At 63.9% G+C, this 16,986-nt stretch carries 10 protein-coding genes and 1 pseudogene; 1 reads left to right on the forward strand and 10 read right to left on the reverse strand.

Annotation, left to right across the window (positions count from 1 at the left end; translation table 11 throughout):
- Positions 1-119: 119 nt before the first annotated feature.
- From gltB to pilM, 8 genes and pseudogenes are all read right to left on the reverse strand, one after another.
- Positions 120-4,565: a glutamate synthase large subunit gene (gltB, locus tag ACNFCH_RS03275; RefSeq protein ID WP_337156860.1), complete on the reverse strand. Its 4,446-nt coding sequence runs from the start codon at positions 4,563-4,565 to the stop codon at positions 120-122.
- A gap of 364 nt (positions 4,566-4,929) precedes the next feature.
- Positions 4,930-6,567, reverse strand: coding sequence for an AAA family ATPase (locus ACNFCH_RS03280; protein ID WP_337156861.1), 1,638 nt, complete (start codon positions 6,565-6,567; stop codon positions 4,930-4,932).
- Positions 6,568-6,582: 15 nt separating this feature from the next.
- Complete coding sequence (aroB, locus tag ACNFCH_RS03285; RefSeq protein ID WP_416742226.1) at positions 6,583-7,680, reverse strand: 3-dehydroquinate synthase; 1,098 nt, start codon at positions 7,678-7,680, stop codon at positions 6,583-6,585.
- 97 nt (positions 7,681-7,777) lie between these two features.
- Positions 7,778-8,296, reverse strand: coding sequence for a shikimate kinase AroK (aroK, locus tag ACNFCH_RS03290; RefSeq protein WP_070091952.1), 519 nt, complete (start codon positions 8,294-8,296; stop codon positions 7,778-7,780).
- Between the two features lie 4 nt (positions 8,297-8,300).
- On the reverse strand, positions 8,301-9,536 hold the full coding sequence (locus tag ACNFCH_RS03295; RefSeq protein ID WP_337156976.1) for a type IV pilus secretin PilQ: 1,236 nt from the start codon (positions 9,534-9,536) through the stop codon (positions 8,301-8,303).
- Positions 9,537-9,666: 130 nt separating this feature from the next.
- A pseudogene (locus ACNFCH_RS03300) lies at positions 9,667-10,509 on the reverse strand (pilus assembly protein PilP); the annotation flags it as partial.
- Complete coding sequence (locus ACNFCH_RS03305) at positions 10,506-11,042, reverse strand: PilN domain-containing protein (RefSeq protein WP_416742227.1); 537 nt, start codon at positions 11,040-11,042, stop codon at positions 10,506-10,508. The pseudogene ACNFCH_RS03300 and the gene ACNFCH_RS03305, both read right to left, overlap by 4 nt.
- Positions 11,042-11,947 (reverse strand): type IV pilus biogenesis protein PilM, encoded by a 906-nt coding sequence (gene pilM / locus ACNFCH_RS03310; protein ID WP_416742228.1) that lies wholly within the window; start codon positions 11,945-11,947, stop codon positions 11,042-11,044. The genes ACNFCH_RS03305 and pilM overlap by 1 nt, the downstream gene beginning before the upstream one ends.
- 163 nt (positions 11,948-12,110) lie before the next feature.
- Between pilM and ACNFCH_RS03315 the strand changes: the two genes are divergently transcribed.
- Positions 12,111-14,561 (forward strand): penicillin-binding protein 1A, encoded by a 2,451-nt coding sequence (locus tag ACNFCH_RS03315; RefSeq protein WP_416742245.1) that lies wholly within the window; start codon positions 12,111-12,113, stop codon positions 14,559-14,561.
- 153 nt (positions 14,562-14,714) lie between these two features.
- Here ACNFCH_RS03315 and ACNFCH_RS03320 read toward each other — a convergent pair whose 3' ends face one another.
- Both ACNFCH_RS03320 and ACNFCH_RS03325 read right to left on the reverse strand, forming a co-directional pair.
- Complete coding sequence (locus ACNFCH_RS03320) at positions 14,715-15,983, reverse strand: malic enzyme-like NAD(P)-binding protein (RefSeq protein ID WP_196162414.1); 1,269 nt, start codon at positions 15,981-15,983, stop codon at positions 14,715-14,717.
- A gap of 180 nt (positions 15,984-16,163) precedes the next feature.
- Positions 16,164-16,985 (reverse strand): thermonuclease family protein, encoded by an 822-nt coding sequence (locus ACNFCH_RS03325; RefSeq protein WP_337156867.1) that lies wholly within the window; start codon positions 16,983-16,985, stop codon positions 16,164-16,166.
- Position 16,986: the final 1 nt, after the last annotated feature.

Genomic DNA, 16,986 nt, shown 5'->3' on the forward strand with positions numbered 1-16,986 from the left:
CAAAACCTCTTAACAGCAGCTGCAAGCTACGAGCTGCAAGCCGCAAGACGATCACTTAAGCCGGGCAAACCTCGAACCGCTTCACGTTGCGACTCGAGGCTCGCCACTTGCAGCTGCTTTTACTGCGGGTTGGCACGGGTGCTGGACAGCAGTTGCTTGAGGTTGGCAGCCTTGGGCTTGACCAACCAGAAGCGACGCACGTAGTCGTCCAGGTTCTCCGAGAGCTCGCGCCCCCACTCGCTGCCGGTCTCTTCCACGTACTCGCCAAGGACCCGCGCCAGGTGGCTGCGATAAGCCTCCATCGCCTCGCCACTGATGCGCTGGATTTCCACCAGCTCGTGGTTGAGTTTGTCGACGAAAGTGTTGTCCATATCGAGCACATAGGCGAAGCCGCCAGTCATGCCAGAACCGAAGTTGTAACCGGTCTTGCCCAGGACGCAGACAAAGCCGCCGGTCATGTATTCACAGCAGTGATCGCCGGTACCCTCGACCACAGCGTGGGCGCCGGAGTTACGCACAGCGAAGCGCTCGCCCGCAGTGCCGGCGGCGAACAACTTGCCGCCAGTGGCGCCGTACAGGCAGGTGTTGCCAACGATGGCGCTGTGCTGGGTTTCGAACGGGCTGCCGGCAGGCGGCACGATGGTCAGCTTGCCACCGGTCATGCCCTTGCCCACGTAGTCGTTGGCGTCACCTTCCAGGTGCAGGTTCAAGCCACCGGCGTTCCACACGCCGAAGCTCTGGCCCGCAGTGCCCTTGAAGCGGAAGGTGATCGGCGCACCGGCCATGCCCTGGTTGCCGTGCAAGCGGGCGATCTCGCCGGAGATGCGCGCGCCGATGGAACGGTCGCAGTTGCAGATGTCCAGGCTGAACTCGCCACCAGACAGATCACGGATCGCTGGCAGGGCCATCTCGACCATCTTCTCGGCCAGCTCGCCCTTGTCGAACGGCGGGTTCTTGTCGACTTCGCAGAACTGCGGCTTGTCGGCCGGGATGTGCGAGCTACCCAGCAGCGGTGACAGGTCCAAGTACTGCTGGCGCTCGGTGTCGCCTGGCAGGATGTCGAGCAGATCGGTACGGCCGATCAGTTCGCCCAGGCTGCGCACGCCCAGTTTGGCCAGCCACTCACGGGTTTCCTCGGCGACGAAGGTGAAGAAGTTCACCACCATGTCGACGGTACCGATGTAATGGTCCTTGCGCAGCTTGTCGTTCTGGGTGGCAACGCCGGTGGCGCAGTTGTTCAGGTGGCAGATACGCAGATACTTGCAACCCAGGGCGATCATCGGCGCGGTGCCGAAGCCGAAACTCTCGGCGCCGAGGATAGCGGCCTTGATCACGTCCAGGCCGGTCTTCAGGCCGCCGTCGGTCTGCACCCGCACCTTGCCACGCAGGTCGTTGCCGCGCAGGGTCTGGTGGGTTTCGGCCAGGCCCAGCTCCCACGGTGCGCCCGCGTACTTGATGGAGGTCAGCGGCGAGGCGCCGGTGCCACCGTCGTAGCCGGAGATGGTGATCAGGTCCGCATAGGCCTTGGCCACGCCAGCAGCGATGGTGCCCACGCCGGCTTCGGCCACCAGCTTGACCGATACCAGCGCCTGCGGGTTGACCTGCTTGAGGTCGTAGATCAGCTGGGCCAAGTCTTCGATCGAATAGATGTCATGGTGCGGCGGCGGCGAAATCAGGGTCACGCCCGGCACTGCATAACGCAGGCGCGCGATCAAGCCGTTGACCTTGCCGCCCGGCAGCTGGCCGCCCTCACCGGGCTTGGCGCCCTGGGCGACTTTGATCTGCAGCACTTCGGCGTTGACCAGGTATTCCGGGGTGACGCCGAAGCGGCCGGTGGCCACCTGCTTGATCTTCGAGCTCTTGATGGTGCCGTAGCGGGCCGGGTCTTCGCCGCCCTCGCCGGAGTTGGAGCGCGCGCCCAGGCGGTTCATCGCCTCGGCCAGGGCCTCGTGGGCTTCCGGCGACAGGGCGCCGAGGGAGATACCCGCGGAGTCGAAGCGCTTGAGGATGTCCTCCAGCGGCTCGATCTGCTCCAGCGCCAACGGCTGGTCGGCCAGTTTGACCTTGAGCAGGTCGCGGATCATCGACACCGGACGCTGGTCGACCAGCGTGGTGTACTCCTTGAACTTGGCGTAGTCGCCTTTTTGCACCGCCGCCTGCAGGGTGTTGACCACATCCGGGTTGTAGGCGTGGTACTCGCCGCCGTGGACGAACTTGAGCAGGCCACCTTGCTGGATCGGCTTGCGCGCGCTCCAGGCTTCGGCTGCCAGCAGCTTCTGGTCGTTCTCAAGGTCCACGAAGCGCGCGCCCTTGATGCGGCTGGCCACGCCCTTGAAGCTCAGACCGACCACTTCCTCGGCCAGGCCCACGGCTTCGAACAGCTGGGCACCGCGGTAGGAGGCGATGGTGGAGATGCCCATCTTAGACAGGATCTTCAGCAGGCCCTTGGAGATGCCTTTGCGGTAGTACTTGAACACTTCGTCCAGGTCGCCCAGCACCTCGCCGGTACGAATCAGGTCGGCCAGCACTTCGTAGGACAGGTATGGGTAGACAGCCGAGGCACCGAAGCCCAGCAGCACGGCGAAGTGGTGCGGGTCGCGGGCGGTGGCGGTTTCCACCAGGATGTTGCTGTCGCAGCGCAGGCCCTGTTCGGTCAGGCGGTGGTGTACCGCGCCGACGGCCAGGGAGGCATGCACCGGCAGCTTGCCCGGGGCGATGTAGCGATCGCTCAGCACCAGCTGGGTCTTGCCGCTGCGCACCGCTTCCTCGGCCTGGTCGGCGATATTGCGGATGGCCGCTTCCAGGCCGACGCTCTCTTCATAGTTGAGGTCGATCAGTTGGCGGTCGAAGCCTTCGCGCTCCAGGTTCATCAGCGAACGCCACTTGGCGGGCGAGATGACCGGGGAGCTGAGGATCACCCGCGAAGCGTGCTCGGGGGACTCCTGGAAGATGTTGCGCTCGGCACCCAGGCAGATTTCCAGGGACATGACGATCGCTTCGCGCAGCGGGTCGATCGGCGGGTTGGTCACCTGGGCGAACTGCTGGCGGAAGAAGTCGTACGGCGAACGCACGCGCTGGGACAGCACCGCCATCGGCGTGTCGTCACCCATCGAGCCGACCGCTTCCTGGCCCTGCTCACCGAGCGGACGCAGCACCTGGTCACGCTCCTCGAAGGTGACCTGGAACATCTTCATGTATTGCTTGAGCTGGTCAGCGTCGTAGCTGGCCACGCCTTGGTCGTCGGTCAGGGTCGCCTGGATGCGCAGGGCGTGCTGACGCAGCCAGCGCTTGTAGGGGTGGCGCGACTTGAGACGGTTGTCGATGGCGTCGGTGTCGAGGATCTGGCCGGTCTCGGTGTCCACGGCGAAGATCTGGCCTGGGCCTACGCGCCCCTTGGCCAGCACGTCCTCGGGCTTGTAGTCCCAGACGCCGATTTCCGATGCCAGGGTGATGTAGCCGTTCTTGGTGGTCACCCAGCGCGCCGGACGCAGGCCGTTGCGGTCGAGCAGGCAGACCGCGTGGCGACCTTCGGTCATGACGATACCGGCCGGGCCGTCCCACGGCTCCATGTGCATGGAGTTGTACTCGTAGAACGCGCGCAGATCGGCGTCCATGGTCTCGACGTTCTGCCAGGCCGGCGGCACCAGCATGCGCACACCGCGGAAGAGGTCGATGCCGCCGGTGACCATCAGCTCGAGCATGTTGTCCATGCTCGAGGAGTCGGAGCCCACACGGTTGACCAGCGGGCCGAGCTCTTCGAGATCGGGGATCAGGTCGTTGGCGAACTTGGTGCGACGGGCGATGGCCCAGTTGCGGTTGCCAGTGATGGTGTTGATCTCGCCGTTGTGGGCGAGGAAGCGGAAGGGCTGCGCCAGCGGCCACTTCGGCAGGGTATTGGTGGAGAAGCGCTGGTGGAACACGCAGATCGCGGTTTTCAGGCGCTCATCACCCAGGTCTGGATAGAAGGCGGAAAGATCCGCCGGCATCATCAGGCCTTTGTAGATGATGGTCTTGTGCGAGAAGCTGCAGATGTAGTGGTCGGCGTCGTGGGCGTTGGCCACGGACGAACGGCGACGGGCACTGAACAGCTTGATCGCGAATTCCTGGTCGCTCAGGCCTTCACCACCGATGAACACCTGCTCGATCTGTGGCAGGCGCTCCAAGGCCAGACGGCCAAGGACGCTGGTGTCGATCGGGACCTTGCGCCAGCCGACCAGCTTCAGGCCGGCATTGACGATCTCGCGATCCATGTTGGCGCGGGCCGCTTCGGCCTTCACCGGGTCCTGATTGAAGAACACCATGCCGACGGCGTACTGCTTGGGCAGCTCGACGCCAAAGTGTTCCTGGGCCACGGCACGCAGGAATTGATCGGGCTTCTGCATGAGCAGGCCGCAACCGTCGCCGGTCTTGCCGTCGGCGTTGATCCCGCCGCGGTGGGTCATGCAGGTCAAGGCCTGCATGGCGGTTTGCAGAAGATGGTGGCTCGGCTCGCCCGTCATATGGGCGATCAGGCCGAAACCACAGTTGTCCTTGAATTCTTCGGGATGGTACAGACCTGTTTTCATAGACACTTTCTCACCAGGTTCGCCTCTCAACCAAGGCAAATCTCTTTTTAGTACAACCACTTACCATCCACGCCGATCGAATGCCAGCTTTTTGCGGTGGGCAATGGGAAACCATTGTTGCACAGGGACAGCAACGCCCACAAATTTTCATGACGCATCACTGAAAACTTATGTCGCATTTTTGAATGTTTTTGCGCCATGCGCCGTGGTAACGGCTTGGCTCGAGTCTGAAGCGTTTCAGCCATGACTGCAAGAGAGGGCTTGTGGCCGGCAGTCCGGGACAGAAAAGCCTGCCGCGCTCAGGCGCAGCAGGCTTATCGAAACTCAGGCAACTGGGCAGCGGGGTGATGCCGCCCGGAAGGTATCAGCGGGCCGTGGCCAGCTCTTGTTGGACGCTGCCGACGGTACGTGGCCAAGGTTTACCAGCCTGGACCTTGGCTGGCAAGTTCTTGATTGCCGCAACCGCTGCATCGCGGCTGGCGAAGTTACCGTAGGTCACCACGTACAGGGGTTTACCCTGCAGGGTCTTCTTGAAGTAGCGATAGTCGCCACCCTGGGCCTTGACGAAGGACTGGGCCGAGGCCTCGGAGCTGGTGCCGAAGATCTGTACCACGTAGTTGCCCGGTTTCTGGCCGCTGTACCAACCGCTGTTGCCCGCACCGCCAGCGGCAGGCTTGGCTGCCGGCTTGGCAGTGGCGACCTGGGTTGGCGCCGGCGCCGGCTTGGCAGGCGCAACCGGCTTGGCCGCCTGGGTTGCGACAGGTTTAGGCGTCGGCGCTACTGGCTGTGCTGGGGCGGTGGCGACGCTCTGGGTCGGCGCGGTATTAATGGGCTGCGCTGGCGTTGGGGCCGGGCCAGCAGTGGCACCTTGCGGCGGCGCGATGGTGGTCACGGTCGGTGGGTTGGCCGGCTGCAGCGCAGTGTTGCCAGCCGGGCCGCCTTCTTCGCCATCACCCATGCCGGCCGCCTGGGCCAGGGGTTCGCGCATCACCGGCTGCGACTGGCCAACCAGCGGCAGCGGCATGGGCTGCGAGGAGCCGGAGAACTCTATGGCCGGGCCACCATTGTTGGACTGGGCGTTGGCTGGCTGGCCTTCACCCAAGGGCAGTTGGGCCTGGGCGGCAGGCGCTTCGGCAGGCTTGTCACCGCCCTTCTTGGGCATCAGGACCGCCGCGGCAACCGCGACCACGACGACAGCGGACAGCGCGAGCACATGTTTCTTAGGCATATTGAACCCCATGGATGGTCGCTTCACCGTACTGCGGCTGGCGATCATGGCTTCGATCAAGGTATCGCGGGCGACCTGGTTGATGTTCCCAGGCCAGCCGTCGGAGTTTTCATGGATGTCGACGATCTGTTCACGGGTGAACACCTCGATGCCCCGGCCGGCGCCATCCAGGCGCTGCTCCAGGTACTCGCGGGTCTCTTCCTCGCTGTAAGGCGCAAGCTCGATGACATGGAATCGCTCCCCGTCGGCATCGAGCCCTTCCAGTGCGGCGATCAGTGACGGCTCGCCGAACAGGAACACGTGAGGACGCCCCTCAGGCACACCTGCCGCCAGCTCCAGCAACGCTTGGAGTGCCGACTCGTCGAGTTGTTCCGCATCGTCGACCAGCAAATAGACTTCCTGCCCGGTCAGCGCCAGCTGCACGACCTGGGCGAGGATGGTCTGCACTTCGGCATTGGCCACATTCAGCGACTGGGCCACTTGGGCCAGCACGCTGGCGGCATCGCCCGCACCGCGGGCGGAAACCACCACGCTCTGCACCGACTGCTTGTTGGTACTGGCCACCAAGGCCTGGCGCAGCAGGGTCTTGCCGCTGCCCACAGGGCCTGTGACCACCAGCATCAGCTGGCTGTAGCGCGCCAGATGATGCAGTTGGCCCAGCACCGGTTTGCGCTGGGCGGGAAAGAACTTGAAACCGGGCACGCGTGGCGCGAACGGATCGTGGCTCAACTGGTAGTGGTCGAGAAACGCCTCATCGGCATGCAAACTGGTCATTGCGCTGTCACAACCTCAAAGCTGGGCCACGATTGCGCGGTAATCCGCTGCCAACGTGGCCTGAAGAATCTCTTTCGGATAGTCGTCGGTCACTACGGCCTCGCCCATCTGGCGCAGCAGCACCAGGCGCAAGCGACCGTCGAGGACCTTCTTGTCGACCGCCATGTGTTCCATGAAATGCTCAGGGGTCATCTCCTGAGGAGGCACCACCGGCAAACCGGCCGCCTGCAGCAGACGGATGCCGCGATCTCGCGCAGGCTGGTCGATCCAGCCCAGGCGCATGGACATTTCCAGCGCCATGACGGTTCCGGCTGCCACGGCCTCGCCATGCAGCCAGACGCCATAACCCATGTGGGTCTCGATGGCATGGCCGAAGGTATGACCGAGGTTCAGGGTGGCCCGCACGCCGGATTCGCGCTCATCGGCCCCGACCACCGCGGCTTTGGCCGCGCAGGAGCGGCGGATGGCTTCGGTGAGCTCGACGGGCTCCAGTTCGCGCAGGGCATGGATGTGGGCTTCGAGCCAGGTCAGGAACGGCTCGTCGCAGATCAGGCCGTACTTGATGACCTCGGCCAGGCCCGCCGACAGCTCGCGTGCAGGCAGGGTCTTGAGGCTGGCGGTGTCGATCAGCACGGCGTTGGGCTGATAGAACGCACCGACCATGTTCTTGCCCAAGGGGTGATTGATACCGGTCTTGCCGCCCACCGATGAGTCGACCTGGGACAACAAGGTGGTCGGCACCTGAATGAAGTCGACGCCGCGCTGATAGCAGGCTGCGGCGAAACCGGCCATGTCGCCGATGACGCCACCGCCCAGGGCCACCACGGTGGTCCGGCGGTCGTGCCGGGCGGTGAGCAGCGCATCGAAGATCAGTTGCAGGGTTTCCCAGTTCTTGTGGGCCTCGCCATCGGGCAACACCACAGGCAACACCGAGTAGGCACCGAGGGTGCGACTCAGACGTTCGAGATACAGGGGCGCGACGGTTTCGTTCGAGACGATGGCGACCTGCCGCCCGGCAATGTGCGGCGCCAGCAGTTCAGGCTGGTCCAACAGGCCTTCGCCAATGTAGATCGGGTAGCTGCGTTCGCCCAGGTCGACCTTTAATGTCTGCATGTATCCCCACAATGTGCTAGGGCGCGGCATCGTCCAGGCGACCCCGCGCGGTAACGTTCAACCCGCCTCGGCGTTGGTCGCCGAGAATAGTCCCGGCTTACCGGGGCGGCAACTTCTGCAAGCGCTCGAGGATGTCGAGCACCACCATGCGCGGCGGCCGTTCGTCGGTTTCCACCACCAGGTCTGCGATCTCACGGTAGAGCGGGTCGCGGGCTTCCAGCAGGGCGCGCAGGGTCGCTTCCGGGTTGGCGGTGCGCAGCAGTGGGCGATTGCGGTCGCGCGCGGTGCGCCCGACCTGCTGCTCCACCGAGGCGTGCAGGTAGATCACTCGCCCGCCCTCGCGCAGCGCCCTGCGATTGGCTTCGCGCATCACCGCGCCGCCGCCGGTCGCCAGGACCACGCCATCGAGGACGCTGAGCTCGGCGATCATGGCCTGCTCACGGTCACGAAAACCCGGCTCGCCTTCCTTATCGAAGATCCACGGGATGTTGGCGCCGGTTCGCAGCTCGATTTCCTTGTCGGAATCCTTGAACAGCAGGCGCAGCTCTTTGGCCAATAGGCGTCCGATGGTGCTTTTACCAGCGCCCATGGGTCCCACAAGTATCAAATTTCGCACAGAATCAACGACTCACAGCAATCGCCTGGTCACTCATGATACGCGGAGTCAGGAAGACCAGCAGCTCGGATTTTTTCTCTTGTAATACATCGCGTCGAAACAGCCTGCCAACATACGGCAGATCGCCTAAAAATGGCACCTTGTCGACCACATTGTTTTGCGTGGTCGAGTAGACGCCACCGATGACGATCGTCTCACCGTCCGCCACCCGCACCTTGGCATTGACCTCGTTCTTGCGGATGGGCGGGACGTTGTTCAGTGCATTGACGTAATCAGGCTCGTCCTTGGTCACCCTCACAGCCATCACGACCTTGCCATCGGGCGTGATCTGCGGCGTCACCTCGAGCGACAGCGACGCCTCACGAAACGAGATGGAGGTCGCGCCACTTTTGCTGGTTTCCTGGTAAGGCACTTCGGTTCCCTTGATGATCCGCGCGGTCTCCTTGTCAGCCGTGACCACCTTGGGCTGAGAGATGATCTCGCCATTGCCGCTCTTTTCCATGGCACTGAGTTCCAGGTCCAGCAGCGTCCCACCACGCAGCACGCCGAGCCCGATGCCGGACGTCGCCCGCTCCACGCCCAGGTCGACGAACAGGTCCTCGCCCAGACGGGCGGTATCGCCCTGCAGCGGCGAACCCCAGCGCACGCCCAGGCTTTTTTCGTAGTCGACGTTGGCCTCGACGATCCTCGCCTCGATCAACACCTGGCGTACCGGCACGTCCAGTTGCCCCACCAGCCGCCGCAACTCGGCAAGGCGATCAGCCGGCTGGTACGCCACCAAGGTATTGGTGCGCGGGTCGACACTCAGGCTACCGCGCCCGGTGAGAATGCCCTCGTCGGCGAGCGCGGCCAACAGCAACTCGGCCATGTCCGCCGCCTTGGCGTGATGGATCGGCAGCAGCTCACGCCGCATGGGTTGTAATTGCGCATCCAGCGCCTGGCCAGAACGCGCTTCGCGAAACTGCTCCGCCAGCTCCGCTACCGGCGCGACCACAAGCACGTTGCCCTCCTCGCGCCGGGCCAGCCCTTTGCTGCGCAATACCAGGTCCAAGGCCTGGTCCCAGGGCACGTCCTCCAGGCGCAAGGTAAGGCTGCCTTGTACCGTGTCGCTGGCCACCAGGTTGATGCCTGCATGATCGGCCAGCACCTGCAGTGCGGCTCGCACTTCGATGTCCTGGAAGTTCAGGGACAGCGGCTCGCCCCGATAGGGCATCGCTGTCGCGGCCTGGCTCGACAGCATCACCGTCACCAGGCCGATCTTCAGATTGTTCAGCGTCATCCATGACCTCGTTGTTCACCCGCTTTCTCATGACTAGATAGGCCGACCGCTCGTGCCACGTCCCCGCGACGAACACCCGCTCGCGCACCTCGAGCTGGTGCCGCTCGACCCGTACCACGACGCCTTCATTGCGCCCCAGGCGATCCCCTGGGCTTACCCGATACAAGTGCCCTGCCGACCACAGCAGAGCCTGATGACGCCCTGCCTGCGAGAGACTACCGACCATCTCCAACTGCCCGAGGGGAACGCCAGCCAAGCCTGTGACGGCCGCGTTCGCCGACCAGGCGGCGAACAGGTCAACACTCGGTGCAAGCGCCGCCGGACGTGCCGGGTCATGGGCAAGCGAAGCCGGCGGCGCCAGATCCTCACCCGGGTGATACGAGGCGACCTGGACCTGCAAGCGCAACAGACCTGGCCGCTCAGGCAAGCCAACAAGCCGCAGGCTCGTCGCCCGCAGGAGGCGAACCTGGCCGAACCACTCCTCCAGCCATAACCGCAGAGCGCCATAGCGTCCCAGGACCTGAACCCGCAGCGGCACCACCTGATAGCCGGTCTCGGCCCGCGCGGGCTCCACATCGAACTGCTCGAACACCAACCCGTGGGCATGGCCTGAGCTGGTCAACTCGTCGAGCAGATCACTCATGTTCACACCCGCAGCCAGGCGCCAACGCGCATCGCGCAACTGCTGCATGGCATCGTCCAGCGCCTGCCTGGCAGGCTCGTGCAGGCTGAGCGACTGCGCGTGGTCCAATAGCGCCTGACTCAATGATTGCTCCTGGGCCTTGCCCGCCCGATAGACGCGAAATCGATCCTCAAGCAGCCCGAACCACCCGACAAGCAGCACCAGCGCGATCACCCCGACCAGGATCAGCGCGATAAAACCCCGTGAGCGAACGCCCCACTCCCGCCAGTCGATCACCTCGGGCCACGTCATGACCACGTGACCGACACATTGGCCACCAACAGGAACTCCTCCCCTGCCGGCAGATTGCGAAGCCGTTTCAGCTCCAGCCCCTGCAGTACGGCAGAGCGCTCGAGTTCGCGCATGAGCTGCGCCAGGACGGCGGGGGACGCGGCCAGCCCGAGCACTTCCAAGCGATTGTCCTGCAGGCTCAGCTCGCTCAGGTTCAACCCCTCGGGCAAGGCCCGCTCGAACTCAGCGAACACCTCCAAGGGCAGCCCCTGATCAGCCCTCAAGCGGGCCAGGGCCGAAGATTGCGCCTGTATCGCCTCGCGCTGCTCGCGCAACCCCTCGATACGCGCCAGCTCCGCCTGCCGCTCTTGCAACGCGCCCTGGCTTTGCGCGATGGCGAAGGCCTGGTTCTGCAGGCGCTGACGGGCCAGATGATCCAGCAACATCACACCGCAGAAGGCGAACAGGACACTGGCGAGCACCCCCAGCTTGAAGCGTCGAACAGCCGCGAGGCGCTGCCGTTCGCGCCAGGGAAGCAGGTTCAGTTGTAGCATCACTGGAGCCCTCCCAGTGCCAGCCCATACGCCAACGCCATGCTCGACAGCACGTCGCCCGAGGCCAGGCCAGCTACCTCCAGTCCGGCGAAAGGCCAGAGTGATTCACAGGGCATCATCAATTGCTGCGCCAGCCCCTCCATCCAGCCATCACCCATCCCATCACTCAACACGACCCGCATGCACTCGATCGATGTCCCCGGCAGCGCGCTGCGCAGCCAATGACCGATGCGCTCGAGGCGCTGCGCCTGGCTCTGCTCTGGCACAAAGCGCAGCTCCAAGCGCTGGGGCATGAAAGGCGCTGGCCAGGTATGCACAGTGGCGCAGGCGGCCTCGATCTGCAGCACCGCCACGGCGCCAAGTCGATCGGGCGCAAGAGTGCGGGCCAAAGCCAGGCTGTCGACCTCGACCGTCATAACCTGCAAGCCGGCGCGGTCGAACACCTGCTCCAGCGGCTCCAACAGGCGCTGGCGACACGCGCCCACCAGCACGCTCACCTCATCGGCCTGACCAGGGACCGCCTCGAGCAACTGAAAGTCCAGCGCGAGGTCCTGCAATGGAAACGGAAACAGGCGCTCGGCCTCAGCCAGCAACTGCGCCTCCATCTCGCTGTCGCACAACCCCGCCGGCAGCCGGTGCACTTTGCAGATCACCTCAGAGCCCGGGAGCGCTACGGCCGCCTGGCGCTGGCGACAGCCGCTACGCTGCCAGGCCCGCTGCAAGGCCTTGGCCACCACGGCAGGATGTGCCGACCAATGGCCTGCTGGCGCCTCGAAAGGCTCCACAGCCCAGGCCGAGACCGCGTGACGCCCCTGGCGCCGCTGCAATTGAAGGAGTCGAACGGAACCGGAGGCGATTTCCACCCCCAGCAGTGAACCGGCATCCCTGCCGAAACGTCCAAGCATGGTTCTTCCCTGAAAGATCGTCACAGTGCCGCCCTACAGGAGCCGACCGTCCAGGCCGGCCGGTCGCCCCGGCAAAGCGAAAAATGCTTATAATGCCCAGCGTTTTTTCCTGTCCGCCGGACCGCGTGCAATCCACTCCCAACCTGGACACCCAAAAGCCTTGATACGTCTGCTGAAGTTCTTCTGGTGGTCTTTCGTCGCAGTCATCTGCGCGCTCGTACTCGGTGTGAGCGGTGCGTTTCTGTATCTTAGCCCCAGCCTCCCCTCGGTCGAGTCCCTCAGAAGCATCCAGTTGCAGATCCCCTTGAGGGTGTACAGCAGCGACGGCAAGCTCATTGCGGAATTCGGCGAAATGCGCCGCTCGCCTATCCGTTTCGCGGATATTCCCCCACAGTTCATCCAGGCGCTTCTCTCAGCCGAGGATGACAATTTCCTCAACCACTATGGGGTCGACCCGAGCAGCCTGATGCGCGCCGCGACCCAGCTGGTGAAGTCTGGTCACATCCAGACCGGCGGCAGCACAATCACCATGCAGGTGGCGAAGAACTTCTTCCTCACCAGCGAGCGCAGCTTCTCGCGCAAGACCAACGAAATCCTCCTGGCGCTGCAGATCGAACGCGAGCTGACCAAGGACGAGATCCTCGAGCTGTACGTCAACAAGATCTACCTGGGCAACCGCGCCTACGGCATCGAGGCCGCCGCGCAGGTGTACTACGGCAAGTCGATCCGCGACATTAGCCTGGCCCAGATGGCCATGATCGCCGGCCTGCCCAAGGCGCCGTCGCGCTTCAACCCGCTGGCCAACCCGGTGCGCGCCAAGGAGCGTCGTGACTGGATCCTGGGCCGCATGTACAAGCTGGGCAAGATCGACCAAGCCAGCTACGAAGCCGCCCTGGCCGAGCCGCTCAATGCCAGCTACCACGTTCCGACACCAGAGGTGAATGCGCCCTATATCGCCGAGATGGCCCGCGCCGAAATGGTCGGCCGCTATGGCAGCGACGCCTATACCGAAGGCTTCCGCGTGACCACCACAGTGCCGAGCGACATGCAGGAAATGGCCAACAAGGCCGTGCTCAATGGGTTGTCCGATTATGACGAGCGCCACGGCTATCGCGGTCCGGAGTCGCGCTTCCCAGGCAAGACCCACGCCGCCTGGCTGCAGGAACTGAGCAAGCAGCGCACCCTCGGGGGCCTGGAGCCTGCCATCGTCACCCAGGTCGACAAGAGCGGCCTGAAAGTGCTGACTCGCAGCGGCGAAGAAGAGCACGTGGCCTGGGACACCATGAAGTGGGCCCGCCCATTCCTCAATAGCAATTCCCAGGGCCGCGCCCCGCAATCGCCGGCCGACGTGGCCCAGGTCGGTGACCTGATCCGCGTGCAGCGCCTGGAAGACGGCAAGCTCAAGTTCAGCCAGGTGCCCGGTGCGCAGAGCGCATTGGTGACCCTCGACCCTTACAACGGCGCCATCCGCGCCTTGGTCGGCGGTTTCTCGTTCGAGCAGAGCAACTACAACCGCGCCATGCAGGCCAAGCGCCAGCCAGGTTCTAGCTTCAAGCCCTTCGTCTACAGCGCCGCGCTGGACAGCGGCTATACCGCCGCCAGCCTGGTCAACGACGCCCCGATCGTGTTCGTCGACGAGTATCTGGACAAGGTCTGGCGTCCGAAGAACGACACCAACACGTTCCTCGGCCCGATCCGCATGCGCGAGGCGCTGTACAAGTCGCGCAACCTGGTCTCGATCCGCCTGCTGCAATCGATGGGCGTGGGCAAGACCATCGACTACATCGCCAAGTTCGGCTTCAACAAGCAGGACCTGCCGCCGAACCTCTCCTTGGCGTTGGGCACCGCGACCCTCACCCCCATGGAGATCGCGACGGGTTGGAGCACCTTCGCCAACGGCGGCTACAAGATCAGCCCCTACCTGATCGAGCGCATCGAGAGCCGCAATGGCGAGACCCTGTTCACCGCCAATCCGGCACAGGTACCTCAAGGCGAGCAGGACCAGGCCGGCATCGCCGCGCCGGAGCAGCCGATCAGCACCCAACCGCTGCCGGGCGAAGCGCCTTCGGCACTCGGTCAGGTGGCGCCCGCGCCACAGGCACCGGTCGTGGCCGAACGCATCGTCGATGGCCGCACCACCTACATCCTGACCAGCATGCTGCAGGATGTGATCAAACGCGGCACCGGCCGCCGCGCCCTGGCGCTGGGCCGTGGCGACCTGGCGGGCAAGACCGGCACCACCAACGAATCCAAGGACGCCTGGTTCACCGGCTACAACGCTGACTATGTAACGACGGTCTGGGTTGGCTTCGACCAGCCGGAAACCCTGGGCCGACGTGAATATGGCGGCACCGCGGCGCTGCCGATCTGGATGAACTTCATGGGCGCAGCGCTCAAGGGCAAACCCGAGCACGCCCCGGCCGAACCGGAAGGCATCCTCAGCCTGAGGGTCGACCCGATCAGCGGCCGCGCTGCAACGCCAAGCACGCCGAATGCCTATTTCGAGCTGTTCAAGGCCGAGGATTCTCCGCCTTCGGTAGACGAGCTGGGCAATGGCGCAGCACCAGGCAGCCCGCTGCCGGCCGATGAGGCAGCGCCGATGGATCTGTTCTAAGCAGCACGTTACAAGCGACAAGCAACAAAAAGGGCGCGCCAGCTCTCCCTGGCGCGCCCCTACAGATCACATCGAACACCTTGTCGCTTACCGCTCGAAACTCGAAGCAAAAAAAACCGGCTCATATGAGCCGGTTCTTTTTTGCGTTCTGCATTAACCGTTGAACACGTCGTTCACGTTCTGCAGTGGGTAGTGCTTCGGATACGGCAGGGTAGCGACGCCGGATTCGATGGCGGCCTTGGCCACGGCGTCGGAGACGACGGTGATCAGGCGTGGGTCCATCGGCTTCGGAATGATGTACTCACGGCCGAATTCCAGCGCCTGTACGCCGTAGGCATCGCAGACTTCCTGCGGTACCGGCAGCTTGGCCAGGTCCTTCAGGGCGATGGCGGCGGCGATCTTCATTTCTTCGTTGATGCGCTTGGCGCGAACGTCCAGGGCACCACGGAAGATGAACGGGAAGCCCAGCACGTTGTTGACCTGGTTCGGGTAGTCGGAACGACCGGTGGCCATGATCACGTCGCTGCGGGTGGCGTGAGCCAGCTCTGGCGAGATTTCCGGGTCCGGGTTCGAGCAGGCGAACACGATCGGATTGGCGGCCATGGACTTCAGGCCTTCCGGGCTCAGCAGGTTCGGGCCGGACAGACCCACGAACACGTCGGCACCTTCCAGGGCGTCAGCCAGGGTGCGCTTGTCGGTAGCGTGCGCGAACTGGGCCTTGTACTGGTTCAGATCATCACGACCTGCGTGGATCACGCCGGTACGGTCGATCATGAAGATGTTCTCGACCTTGGCACCCATGCTGACCAGCAGCTTCATGCAGGAGATGGCGGCAGCGCCAGCGCCCAGGCAGACGATCTTGGCTTCGTCGAGTTTCTTACCGGCGATTTCCAGGGCGTTGATCATGCCGGCGGCGGTGACGATCGCGGTGCCGTGCTGGTCATCGTGGAAGACCGGGATGTCGCACTGCTCGATCAGGGTGCGTTCGATCTCAAAGCACTCAGGCGCCTTGATGTCTTCCAGGTTGATACCACCGAAGGTGATGGAAATACGCTTGACGGTGTCGATGAAGGCTTGCGGGCTTTCGGAGTCGACTTCGATGTCGAATACGTCGATGCCAGCGAAACGCTTGAACAGAACACCCTTGCCTTCCATGACCGGCTTGGAGGCCAGTGGGCCCAGATCACCCAGGCCAAGGATGGCGGTACCATCGGAAATCACCGCGACCAGGTTGCCTTTGCCGGTGTACTTGTAGGCCAGCTCTGGGTCACGGCCGATCTCACGTACAGGCTCGGCGACGCCCGGGCTGTAGGCCAGGGCCAGGTCACGAGCGGTGGCGGTCGGCTTGGTGAGTTCGACGCTCAGTTTCCCCGGACGAGGCTGAGCGTGGTATTCGAGAGCGGCGGTTTTCAGGTCTGACATGGTGGGCATTCCGCTTGTTTACTGTTCTGACGGACCGCCGAGGATACGCAAAGAGCCGGGGGGCTACAAGACTGCCCGGTCACTTGTGTCAAGGCCTTTAGCCTACGACTTTACGCTATAACCCACGGGGGCATACGCCATCAAGTGTGTACAATCCAATAGCGAAATGTCTACAACTATTTACCCTGAAACCCGTTCGAGCATGCTTGGATCGGTCAATGGCAACACCCAGCGTCGCTGCCCGGGCTTCAGACCACCCTTGCGGGAACGATCCAGCACCCAACCACGCGCCTCGACCTGGCGTCCCTTGAGGTTATCGAAGAAGCTCGTGGGGAAGTTGCGCTGCAGACGAGCGGGGATCCGAAGTACCACCGCATTGCCCAGATCCAGCCACACGCCACCACGATTGCGCTCGATCGCCTGGACTTTACCGCTTATGACGGCAAAGCCTGACTGCCGCACATCCCCCTCACGCAGGACCGGCGACTGTCGCCACAGCCCGGCCCGCGCCGCCCTGGCCACCTGCTCGGCCTGTTGCTGACAGCGGGAAAGCTTGACGTTGGGTGCAACAGCGACGCGATATCCCAGGCCCTCGCTGAGCATCGTGGCCTCAAGATTGTTGCCATCCCGCCCGTAGATATGCGCCAAGGTGCGACCGTACTTGTCCTTGGCCTCCACTCCCAGCACCAGCCCGACCCGCCCGTCGCTGGCTTTGACCAACGCCTGCAAACGCTGCTTGGCGGCTTCGGCATAGGGCTCGCTGGTGCGGCCTTTGCGGCCGATTTCCGGCGCATTGATACCGATCATCCGAACGCTGCGCCCGTCACTCAGACGCAAGGTGTCGCCATCGACCACCTGACGCACTGCCACCTGCTGTGGCTTGTCGGGCAATGGGCAGAAGGCCAGCGCGGGAAAATGCCAGATCGCGCCCACAAAAAAAGCGCCCACAAGGGGCGCCTTTTTTTGCAGCAGCGCGAAACCCGAAGGATTCGCCATGCGCATG

This window comes from Pseudomonas sp. NY15354, from assembly GCF_048068075.1.
GTDB lineage: Bacteria > Pseudomonadota > Gammaproteobacteria > Pseudomonadales > Pseudomonadaceae > Aquipseudomonas > Aquipseudomonas guariconensis_C.

Bases quoted from the DNA above. Each gene is read 5' to 3' on its own strand.
- gltB (WP_337156860.1), bottom strand. From the start codon at position 4,565: ATGAAAACAGGTCTGTACCATCCCGAAGAATTCAAGGACAACTGTGGT.
- ACNFCH_RS03280 (WP_337156861.1), bottom strand. From the start codon at position 6,567: ATGACCAGTTTGCATGCCGATGAGGCGTTTCTCGACCACTACCAGTTG.
- aroB (WP_416742226.1), bottom strand. From the start codon at position 7,680: ATGCAGACATTAAAGGTCGACCTGGGCGAACGCAGCTACCCGATCTAC.
- ACNFCH_RS03295 (WP_337156976.1), bottom strand. From the start codon at position 9,536: ATGCTGTCGAGCCAGGCCGCGACAGCGATGCCCTATCGGGGCGAGCCG.
- ACNFCH_RS03305 (WP_416742227.1), bottom strand. From the start codon at position 11,042: ATGCTACAACTGAACCTGCTTCCCTGGCGCGAACGGCAGCGCCTCGCG.
- pilM (WP_416742228.1), bottom strand. From the start codon at position 11,947: ATGCTTGGACGTTTCGGCAGGGATGCCGGTTCACTGCTGGGGGTGGAA.
- ACNFCH_RS03320 (WP_196162414.1), bottom strand. From the start codon at position 15,983: ATGTCAGACCTGAAAACCGCCGCTCTCGAATACCACGCTCAGCCTCGT.
- ACNFCH_RS03325 (WP_337156867.1), bottom strand. From the start codon at position 16,985: ATGCGCATGGCGAATCCTTCGGGTTTCGCGCTGCTGCAAAAAAAGGCG.